Source organism: Oleiphilus sp. HI0080 (assembly GCF_001635135.1).
Genome location: NZ_LWFU01000297.1, coordinates 1 through 10505, shown reverse-complemented (window position 1 = coordinate 10505; position 10505 = coordinate 1). Strand labels below are relative to the sequence as shown.

The 10505-nt window shown below is 46.8% G+C and carries 10 protein-coding genes; 5 read left to right on the top strand and 5 right to left on the bottom strand.

Annotated features, from left to right (window positions below; genetic code table 11):
- Window positions 1-632 (top strand): DHHA1 domain-containing protein (locus A3751_RS03140; protein ID WP_231876833.1); only part of this gene is annotated, 632 nt, incomplete at its 5' end.
- Window positions 633-650: 18 nt separating this feature from the next.
- On the opposite strand, the gene A3751_RS03135 is transcribed toward A3751_RS03140, so the two are convergent.
- The 4 genes from A3751_RS03135 to purM all read right to left on the bottom strand — a co-directional run bounded on the left by A3751_RS03135 (window position 651) and on the right by purM (window position 4005).
- Window positions 651-1358 (bottom strand): endonuclease, encoded by a 708-nt coding sequence (locus A3751_RS03135; protein WP_068451945.1) that lies wholly within the window; start codon window positions 1356-1358, stop codon window positions 651-653.
- 147 nt (window positions 1359-1505) lie between these two features.
- Complete coding sequence (locus tag A3751_RS03130; RefSeq protein ID WP_068451943.1) at window positions 1506-2255, bottom strand: DUF3108 domain-containing protein; 750 nt, start codon at window positions 2253-2255, stop codon at window positions 1506-1508.
- Between the two features lie 29 nt (window positions 2256-2284).
- On the bottom strand, window positions 2285-2962 hold the full coding sequence (gene purN / locus A3751_RS03125) for a phosphoribosylglycinamide formyltransferase (RefSeq protein WP_068451940.1): 678 nt from the start codon (window positions 2960-2962) through the stop codon (window positions 2285-2287).
- Window positions 2963-2964: 2 nt separating this feature from the next.
- Window positions 2965-4005, bottom strand: coding sequence for a phosphoribosylformylglycinamidine cyclo-ligase (purM, locus tag A3751_RS03120; protein WP_068451937.1), 1041 nt, complete (start codon window positions 4003-4005; stop codon window positions 2965-2967).
- Window positions 4006-4194: 189 nt separating this feature from the next.
- Here purM and A3751_RS03115 point away from each other — a divergent pair, with 189 nt between their 5' ends.
- The 4 genes from A3751_RS03115 to A3751_RS03100 are packed head-to-tail and all read left to right on the top strand — an operon-like array spanning window position 4195 to window position 7525.
- Window positions 4195-5421 (top strand): DUF2066 domain-containing protein, encoded by a 1227-nt coding sequence (locus A3751_RS03115; RefSeq protein WP_068464325.1) that lies wholly within the window; start codon window positions 4195-4197, stop codon window positions 5419-5421.
- Window positions 5422-5425: 4 nt separating this feature from the next.
- Entirely contained in the window at window positions 5426-5986 is a 561-nt protein-coding gene (locus A3751_RS03110) for a CDP-alcohol phosphatidyltransferase family protein (protein WP_068451931.1), read from the top strand.
- Complete coding sequence (hda, locus tag A3751_RS03105; protein WP_068451928.1) at window positions 5983-6702, top strand: DnaA regulatory inactivator Hda; 720 nt, start codon at window positions 5983-5985, stop codon at window positions 6700-6702. The genes A3751_RS03110 and hda overlap by 4 nt, the downstream gene beginning before the upstream one ends.
- Before the next feature lie 40 nt (window positions 6703-6742).
- Window positions 6743-7525 carry a ParA family protein gene (locus tag A3751_RS03100; RefSeq protein WP_068451925.1) on the top strand — a complete coding sequence of 261 codons (783 nt, stop codon included), beginning with the start codon at window positions 6743-6745 and terminating at the stop codon, window positions 7523-7525.
- Here the strand turns inward: A3751_RS03100 and A3751_RS03095 are convergent.
- Window positions 7522-10302, bottom strand: coding sequence for an EAL domain-containing protein (locus tag A3751_RS03095; protein ID WP_068451921.1), 2781 nt, complete (start codon window positions 10300-10302; stop codon window positions 7522-7524). The two genes, A3751_RS03100 and A3751_RS03095, sit on opposite strands and share 4 nt — an antisense overlap.
- Window positions 10303-10505 lie beyond the last annotated feature (203 nt).

Genomic DNA, 10505 nt, shown 5'->3' with positions numbered 1-10505 from the left:
TGATTGGCATACTCGCATCTCGAATTAAAGAGCGGTTAAACCGCCCAGCCATCGCCTTTGCGCCAGAATCGGATGACCCAGAGAATATTCATATATTGAAAGGATCTGCGCGTTCGATTTCCGGTTTGCATATGCGTGATGCGCTAGACCTAGTTGCCAAACGACACCCGAAGATCCTAAAGAAGTTTGGCGGGCACGCAATGGCGGCGGGAATGAGTTTGGAGCGCGATATGCTTGATGCGTTCAAAGCTGCTTTTAATCAAGTAGTGAGTGAATTGCTGAAGCCCGAAGACTTAGAGGCGATCGCATTCTCTGATGGCTATCTGCAGAGCGAAGAATTAAGCCTGCCAATGGTGGAGTTGCTCGAACGAGCAGGCCCTTGGGGCCAAAAGTTCCCAGAGCCGAGATTTGATGCGGAAGTCCGGATCGTTCAAAGTCGCGTTTTAAAGGAGAGGCACCTTAAGTTGGTTGTTGAAATGCCGGACAAGCAGCTAATGGATGCCATCGAGTTTTCTAGTCCACATTGCGGTGGGACTCTGGATAAAGCAAAAATCCTTTTCCGACCAGCCATTAATGATTATCGTGGTCGTCGCTCAGTCCAGTTGCTTGTCGATCAAATAGAGCCGTTATAGCCCCCGCGATTTATCGGGTTAATTAACGTTTATCGCGTTATCGTTCATTGATGAATGCGAGGCGACGTTTGAAACAGAGAGCAACGGGTTCGCGTTGCCTTGCAATTCATATATCTGTTTACTGCGCGCAATCTCATCAGCACTCGGTGGGTCTATCTTATTCCACGCTTCAAGTACGGCAGGGCTGCCGATAACGGGCAGGTTGTAGGTTTGATGCATATAGAAAATAACGCGAGCAATATCCCCGCGCACGGCTGCAGGAGGCTCAATAATGTGCATCATGCGTTTTATGCCGCAGTCGTTTGCTTCAATATCTGAATCAAGAGCACCAAAGACAGTGTTTGTGCGCTTCATTTCAAAGTAAGAGTCGGCAGGTACCACATTGTGAAGATCTGAGGCGATTCGGTTGTATTCAGCACTGTCTCTAAGGCATTGGCGTTTGGTGCCGCAACCTAGGTGTTGCCTTATGCTTCCTTGTGGGTAAATGTAGCTGGCTGCAATTAAGGGGTTTTTTTTACTGAATGACTTCTTGCAGTAAAACGTTTGGCCCCCTTTTTTATAAAGATTTCCCCAAAATTGGTTAGATATCGCATCCTTGGCAGAAGGAGGGGTAGCGCATGCGGTCGAAGAGATAAACGCGCCCAAGAATAAAGCCCAAAGAAGCTTTGGTCGACTGGATACTCGTTCCCTGAGCAGCGAACTCCTAATGGAAATTGCTATGCTCATATTTGCACCTTATAAATTCTTTATAGTTATTAGAGTTTGGTTGTTATTTGTTCATCATAGCTGATTGTACGGATTTTGCACTATAGCAGGTCGTGGAGTTGGCCATTTGTGAGGGTTTATAGGCCGTAGAGGGTACACTTTTGTCGATTACTTCGTAGTGCTGGACGCTGGGGGAGTGTCGCTAGTGAGGCCGGTGATATTGATTTCATAGTACTCCCCATCAGGCTCGGTTTGAATCATTTTGAGTAACGCATAAGGCGGGGCTTGATCAAACCAAAGCTTGGTTTCTCGCTTTTTGCCTCCCTCTCTAAGTTTCTGGACTACTTGAGCACGTTTTGTACCTAAGCGCGTTTGGATCGATTCCTCGCCGATAACCTCAAAACGATAGTGGCGGACTTTGCCCTTATGAATAACCTTGTACTCAAACTCTTTATCTCCAGAGCCGACATCGACTTGAAGCTGAAGTTGGTAGTTTAGACGGTCGAGAATGTTGTCAGGAGCGCTCAACTCCCATTGTTTCTTTTTATATTTCTCTGTAAGGGTACCGTTTGATTGATCAAATACAACGCTTTGGCGTCTGTCTTTGATTAGAAAGCCGCTGAGTAAATAATCGTACTGCCTCGGCTTTATTTTGCCGTCGATTAACTCGAATATACTGCGTTCTGTGATCTCTGCTGGTGTAGTTTCAACGTAGAAGCGATAAGACCAAGAGCCATCTTCCAGTTGAGTAAGTTCACGCGTTGCGTCACCGTTAAGGCTTATCCCTTGAGAGATATGCGCTTGATATGAAGCAGAATGAGCCTCAATCAGAGATTTGTCGTTAGCGTTTGCGCAACAAGCAGTAACGATGAGGCTTAGTGCGAACACTATTTTGAATTGCGACAAGCTGCGAATCATAGATAGCTCCTTTGCTCGGAGCATTCAGTTTAATGAAGAACTCGACTGCTATCCAGTATGAGCCCTGTATCTGGTAGCTGCTTACCGTCGAGCGTTGCATGGTTCCCCTTTAGAGCTAATCGGCCTTCTGAAAGCCATTTTAAAACAATAGGGTAGATTACGTGTTCTTGCTGCTGAACGCGGGTTGCCAGTGTTTCCGGGGTATCATTTTCTGTTATTTCAACTCTTGCCTGAACGATGTTTGGTCCTGCATCAAGCTCTGGAATGACATAGTGAACCGTGACGCCATGATGTGTGTCACGAGCGTCAATTGCTCGTCGATGCGTATTCAGACCTGGGTACTTGGGAAGTAGAGAAGGGTGGATGTTCACTAACTTGCCAAGGTAGCGATTGACAAAATCATTGCTCAGAATGCGCATGAAGCCGGCGAGCACAACTATGTCTGGCTGATAGTGCTCTATCGTTCTGATCAATTCAGCATCAAAAAGCTCGCGATGTGAAAACGTTTTATGGTCAAGGCTGTGGGTATCAATCTCAGCTTGCTGAGCTCGCTGGAGCCCATAGGCATCGGGCACATTGGAAATCACTGCAGATATCTGAAGAGGAAGCTCTCCGGATGCAACTTCATCAATGATCGCCTGTAGGTTGCTTCCGCTACCGGAGATTAGTACAACGGCCTTAGGGAGAGGTGCAGGCTCAGATTGCATTCCTAACCTCTCAACACAACAGCGTCTTCAGCGTCGCCTTTCGATTCAATGGATCCTATCACCCATGCGTTTTCGCCAAGTTCAGAAAGCAGCTCTATGCTTTTTGGGGCCGCGGCTTGTGGAACACAAACGACCATACCAACACCGCAATTGAAGGTACGGTACATTTCTGTTGCCTCGACATTCCCGTTCTTTTGCAGCCACTTGAACACTGGAGGGAGATCCCAAGACGACGTGTCTATAACCGCTTTGCAGCCTTCAGGAAGAACACGAGGAAGATTTTCAAGTAAACCGCCGCCTGTGATGTGTGATAGGGCATGAACCGGTTGTTCGGCAATAAGCTTGAGTAAGTTCTTAACATAGATGCGCGTTGGTTGCATAAGTGCGCTCGCGATCGATTCGCCGCTTTCGAGCTCATCTTCTAGGTCGGCACCCGAGACCTCAATGATTTTTCGTATTAGCGAGTAACCATTTGAGTGGGGGCCGCTTGAGCCAAGCCCGATTAGTACATGGCCTTCGTTAACGTGAGATCCGTCAATGACTTCTGATTTCTCTGCGACGCCCACACAGAAACCGGCTAGATCGTAATCGTCGTTGTGGTACATACCAGGCATTTCAGCAGTTTCTCCGCCAACTAGTGCGCAGCCTGCTTGCAAGCAGCCTTCACCGATGCCTGTGACCACCTGTTCTGCAACATCGACGTTTAATTTGCCGGTGGCATAGTAGTCTAGAAAGAAAAGCGGCTCAGCACCTGCGACGATTAGGTCGTTAACACACATCGCGACTAAGTCGATACCAATGCTGTCATGCTTGTTCAAATCCATTGCAAGGCGCAATTTTGTACCGACTCCGTCTGTGCCAGATATTAGAACGGGCTCTCTGTAACCGCTTGGCAACTCGAACAACGCGCCGAAACCACCTAGTCCGCCTAATACTCCGGGACGAGTTGTTTTTTTCGCAACGTGTTTGATTCTGTCCACTAGTTGATTTCCAGCGTCAATATCAACGCCAGCGTCTTTGTAACTAAGAGATTTGTCGGTCATTGTAAGCCTGCTTAATGGGTCATGCTTTGAGGCGCGAATTCTACCAGTCTCTCCATATGCAGTTCTAGCTCGATAGTGAATAAACTCCCTATAAACGATTTATTGGCCTTATTTGTTTCACTTATTGTCATACCGAGTGTGGGCTAATATCATGGCTTCATTATTTGTAATTATTGGCGGAACTCCTCCTTGATAAGGTTTGTAGCCCTTTTTTCGTTCATTTCTTTCGTTTTTCCAATTGCGGCCGCTGAACGCATAGATATGTATTCCGCAGCGGTGCAAGTTCAAACTCAGCAAGAAGCTGATCGTAATGCCGCATTTACGGATGCTTTGAAGCAGGTGGTTGTCAAGATCACAGGGGATGAGGAAAGTCTCGATAATCCCGAACTAGAGCCGGTACTCGCGAAGTCTCGTAGTTATGTTTCCGGATTCAGCTACCAAAGAAATTCGCTGTACTCTGGCCAGCCAGAGTCAAATGGGGAAGAGCGAGATCCTTCGGCGGACGCTTCCAGTGCGGTGTTTGCACAGTCATTGCCTGAGAAAGAATATATCTTGAAGGTTCAGTTTTCCGATGATGCTCTTCTGCAGCAAATACGTGATATAGGCTTGCCTGTTTGGGGTGCCCTTCGGCCAAGTATTATTGCGTGGATCGTCATGCAAGAAAATGGCGAGCGCCATTTGGTGAACTCAGATTATCCGGCTTTGAACATGAGCTTAGCTCGTGAGGCAGAACGTGCAGGGCTGCCAATATTTCTCCCTGTAGGCGATCTGCAAGACTTATCTTCGGTAAATTTGAATGAGCTCTGGGGTTTATTTCCAAGTTCGGTCAGTGAGGCCAGTCAACGTTACCCGAATGATTATAGATTGTTAGGTCGCGTCTATCAGGCGGATGAGGGGCTTGAGTTAAAATGGACGCTGCTGATGGGCAGCATCGCGAAAACGGGCGGGGCAAAGTCTGTTGATTATCCTAGCTTGTGGAGACAGATGACCTCGGTAGTAGCGCAGCAGCTTGCTGAGCAGTTTGCAGTTGTGAGTGATCCAACGGCCGATGCTCAGGAGTTGCGAATACTTGTTTCTGGTATTGATCAATTTATCGAATATGCTAGCTTGGTGGAGCATGTTGAACGGCTTTCAAGCGTCGAGCACGTATCGGTTCGACAGGTTTATCAAGACAAGGTCAATTTAGGGATTAAGCTTCGTGGATCTCGGGCTAACTTTGAGCAGCAAGTTGCCCTTGCCGGCAAGCTTCAGTTGGTCGCGCCACCGTTCTCGCAAGAGACCGAGCTGAGTTCAGCGCAGCCGCCAGCAGAGCGTGAAGACGCATCTTTGACTCAAGATGACCAGTTCGCAGCGGTTGAGCTTAACGAAATGCCGCAAAGTCTGAACTTCTATTGGGTTCCTGATGGTGGAGCATAACTAGGTGTTTGTTAATCAGATACCAAATTTGCTGACTGTGCTTCGCATCGTTCTCATCGTGCCGTTCTCCTATTATTTGATGACACAGAGCTTCCAAAATGCGTTTCTTGTATTTGTCATTGCCGGAATTTCTGATGGTGTCGACGGTTTTCTCGCTCGGCACTTCAATTGGCGCTCCCGCTTTGGTGCAATCGCCGACCCGCTCGCAGATAAGCTCTTACTGATCACAACCTATGTGTTGCTTACCTGGCTCGGAGAGCTTCCACTTTGGTTGGTGTTGCTCATTTTCGGTAGAGATTTAATTATCGTTATCGGTGGCTTATTGTTTCACTACAAAGTGCATCATTTTGATATTCAGCCAACGCTACTTGGAAAGCTTTGCACTTTTATTCAAATTTCATATGTGGTTGTCTTGCTGTTGCATCTTGCCGGTTATGCGGCGCTTGGCCCTTTTATTGACTTAGGTGTCTATCTGGTTGCAGGGATAACGTTACTCAGTGGTCTCAATTATATTCATATCTGGGGGCGACGAACTCGCGATGCTTTGAGCGAGGGTGAGTCGTGAGTCGCAAGGCTGCTCCGCAGCTCTTATTGGGGCTTGGGTTTCGCAAGGAATTCACCTTTGACAACTTTGTCTCTGTTTCTTCTTCTGACGTGGTTGCTCGCCTAAGGTCTGCGGTATTCGATAGCCAAGAGGCTTTTGTTTATCTTGCCGGTGGCTCAGGAAGCGGAAAAACTCATTTGAGCATAGCGTTACTTAATGCGGCTTTGGATAATGGCAAAAACGCGTATTATCTGTCTGCTCGCGATATTCTTTCCGTGGCGGCCGGTAATGAGCTAGGTAGTTATTTTGAATATTTTCAAGACTACGACTTACTCGTTCTAGATGATATCGATGCTTTTGCGTCAAACCCTGCTTGCGAGCAGGCTTTGTTTAATCTGTATAATCATTACAGGGACCTTAAGCAGCAGCTCGTTGTAAGTGCCAGAGTGGTTCCAATCCATAGTGAGTTCAAATTGCCAGACTTACGATCGCGTTTAGGTGCTGGCCTCATAATTAATGTTGATGCATTGAGTGATGAAGATAAAAAGTCTGCTTTAGTTTCGCGCGCACGCGAACGAGGTATGACGCTAAATAGCGAGGTGCTCAACTACATCTTCTCTAGAAGTTCGCGTAGTTTGGGCGCATTATTAGAGGTTCTCGATAAGCTAGATCATGCTCAGCTTGTCGAGAAGAGAAGCTTAACCGTTCCATTCGTCAAAAAAGTTCTAGATTGGTAAGTAAGATTTGTCTTGGTGATAGAGCTCAGGGAGTTAGTAAATGATACGCGTTGTGTTTAACCAAAAGGGTGGTGTAGGTAAATCGAGCATCACGTGTAATTTAGCCGCAATAAGTGCCTTTAGGGGGCGTCGCACGCTTGTCGTCGACCTCGATACGCAGGGGAATAGCACACATTATTTGCTTGGAAAACCTTCAGACGAGCTCGCGCCAACCATTGCTGATTTTTTTGAACAAACCTTGTCTTTTAATCTGTTCAATAAGGACTCAAGTGAATTTGTTCATGCGACACCCTATGAAAATTTATCTGTGATGCCATCCAGTCCAGAGCTGGAATTTCTAGAGCGCAAACTCGAAGCCAAGCATAAGATCTATAAACTTCGTTCTGCGCTGCGAGATATGGAAGAGTATTTTGACGATATATACATCGACACGGCGCCCGCGCTTAATTTTTACACGCGCTCTGCACTGATCGCCGCAGACAAGGTCTTAATTCCATTTGATTGCGACGACTTCTCTCGTAAGGCGTTGTACCAGATTATGGGTGAGCTACAGGATATTCAGGAAGATCATAACGAGGGTCTCCAGGTCGAAGGTATCGTGGTAAATCAGTTCCAACCGCGTGCCAGTCTGCCTCAAAAGCTGGTTGACGAATTAATTGAAGAGGGGTTGCCCGTGCTTGATGTAAAGCTTTCGGCGAGTGTCAAAATGAAAGAGTCTCATCAGAACAACAAACCGTTAATTCACTTTGCACCCAAGCACAATCTGACCGAGCAGTTTCTTGCTCTGCATCAAGGTTTGGCGGAGTCTCTAGAGGAGGCCTAAGCTTTTCTTAGCTGGTCTTGACCGAAAGGCAGGGTGATCTGATCTCCGGAATGCAAACCTTCTTGGGTGTCCGTTTTGGCAAGAAAGTCGATAAGTGGCCCAATAGAGAGCGCTTGAGAGTACAAGAAGCCCTGCACGTAATGGCATTTGTTTTTCTGTAGAAAGGCCTCTTGTGCTGGTGTTTCAACGCCAGAGGCAAAGGTCTTAATACCAAGTTGTTTAGCAATCGTTAGCAAGGTCTCTAGTATTATTCTGTGCTGTTTGTTGGTGAGGCAGCTTGTCACTAGGCTTCTATCAATCTTAATGATGTCAATGGGTAACGCATTGAGTTGGTTAAGCGATGAAGATCCCGTTCCGAAGCCGTCGATTGCTATGAGGCACCCGAAGCTTTTTAACTTCCTTAAAATTTTTAGCGCGTCATCGCCCACTTGTACCAAGGTATTTTCTGACAGTTCGAGAATGAGTTGTTTAGGATTAAAGCGATGTGTCTCGCAAGCATCGGACAGCATCTGAAGAAGCCTTGGGTGGTTGTATTGTCGTCGTGTTAGATTGAAGGCGATTGGCAACTCTTGAACATGTTGTTCGCTTAGAATCTTGCATTCGGCGCAAAGCTGATTGATTGACCATTCACCAATTTGTTGGAGTAGGCCCGTTTGGTCTGCGATGTTTATAAACTCATCGGGCATAATCACGCCTTTCTCAGGGTGATTCCAGCGAGTAAGTGCTTCAAGTGCGATGATCTCGCCACTCTTTGTGTCCACAATGGGTTGATAATGAAGAGAGAATTGTTGTTCTTTAAGTGCGACTCTTAGATCTTTTTCTATTTCGATTTGTCGAATCATTTCACTGTTCATATCTTCACAGTAAAACTGGATGTTGTTGCGCCCGTTATTTTTCGCTCGATACATCGCCATGTCGGCGTTTTTAAGCAGCGCTTCATAGGAACTTGCATCTTCAGGACACAGTGTGATGCCGATGCTAGAGGTGATAATAAGCTCATTGCCTTTTATGGTTACGGGCTTGGTAATACTCTCTAAAATGTTGCGCGCCACGACCTCTGCACCGTCTTGGCCAGAAACATTAGGGAGCAGGATAGCGAATTCGTCGCCACCGAGCCGGGCAATCGTATCCTCTTTCCGCACGCTCCGCTGAAATCGTGATACAAGCTCAATTAAAAAATCATCGCCTCCATCGTGCCCAAGGGTGTCGTTGATCTTTTTGAAGTGATCGATATCAATGCTCAATAGCGCAAGACATGAATCATAACGCTTTGCTGTTTCAATGCTTTGCTTGCAGCGATCCTCGAACAGACGCCTATTGGCAGCACCTGTAAGTGAATCAAAGTGTGCAAGATAGTGAAGTTGATTCTGTGTTTTACGAATGCTCGATATGTCCTGCCCAATCAATAGAAACTGGCCGTGCTCATCCAGTTCTTCATCAGAGATATAGTTGATATTCCAAAGCATTGACAGCTCTGTTCCACTCGATGTGAGAAGGCTTGTTTCGACATTTTCTTGATTTGTATTGCTCGCTGCTGCTTTCCTCAGCCGCCAAATAAACGATTCATGTTCTTCTTTGGGAATGCATAATCGGAGAAAATCTTTGCCGAGCACGGATTCATACCGATACCCGCTGGTCGCTTCTGATGAGCCGTTCCAATGCTTTATTAGGTAGTTGTCATTGATGACAATAACGGGGATTCCAGCGGTTTCGATAAGTGCTCGGTATCGCTTATTTGTCTTTTCTAGGCTGGCTTCAATCGTGTGGCGCGTTTCGATTTCCAGCTGAAGGTCCCTGTTTGCGGAATCAAGTTCGCCCGTTCGCTCAAGTACACGCGCTTCCAGATTTTTCTCAATACGGCGTTTGTCGGCAAGTAACGATGCAAAGTAGAGGGATGTGGCGCTCATGAAGAACCAGGCGAGAAGCTCAAAGTTGGTTATCACCCAGTCGGATACACCGATGCTTTGAGGTAGGGTTATTGAATTGTTTTGGGCCGGCGAAATAAATAGAGTGGTAATCGCTAACGCTAAGCAGCAACCAAACCAACTAAAGCGAAGCGTTGCCCAAACAAGCAGCAGTGCGCAAAGAGATATCCAGCTGCGACCAAATGCCAGAGCCATAAAGCTTATCAAGATCAGGCTCATGCACCATGCGGAGTATTCTTTGGGGTCGCGGGGTAAGGCAGGCCATTGCTGTTTTTGTCGCCAAAGAATGAGTAGCGGGCATATGCCAATGACCATAACAACGGAGGCAAGCACCTGATGGAGATAGGACGAGAGGGTATAATCCGCATGCTCCAAACCGATATTTGCTGACAAAACATAGAGCCCAACACTGACACTTGAGCTTAGTACGGCCAAGCCTATAAAAATGCTGGTCTCAGCGCTGCTCGCCAGCATGCGAGACGACATTTTTTCCTGATCTTGTGCGAAGTAAGGGAGAAGCATCGTGAGTGTCATTGAAGCGGTAAATAGGAGGTTTGAAATTGCCCCTAAGGCACCGTGCTCAAATCCCGTGACCGTATCGGCGGCAAATGTCAGAGCCAGGCCCGAGCAGAGCCCGGTAAAACCGAATGTATAAGCCAAGCTGACGGATACGGCTCCTAATAGCCAAAGGTGAGTGTTGGCGTTCAGCCCGCCTTGAGAGCTAACAATGATCAGGTATACAGCGGTAAATGCGACAACGAATGCGACAAAGTGTTGGCTTTTTTTGGTCGATATCGCTACGTGGCTTAGTTCGTTTGAACAAGCGACATGATCGGAATTTGCTTTTGACAAACGGAGCCTCTCGCGACACAAAAGCACACCGACAATTTAGCTAGTGTGCGTCTCTTGTTTTTGATGCGAGAAGTTTAGACGTAATTAAATGTTTATCTATGTGTTAAGAGATACAAACCGTAACGTTTTGTTAACATTGCGACACTTGTTGGTCTGCAGAAAATCTCATGGATAAATCGATGGATTTTACGTCCTTCGTCAAC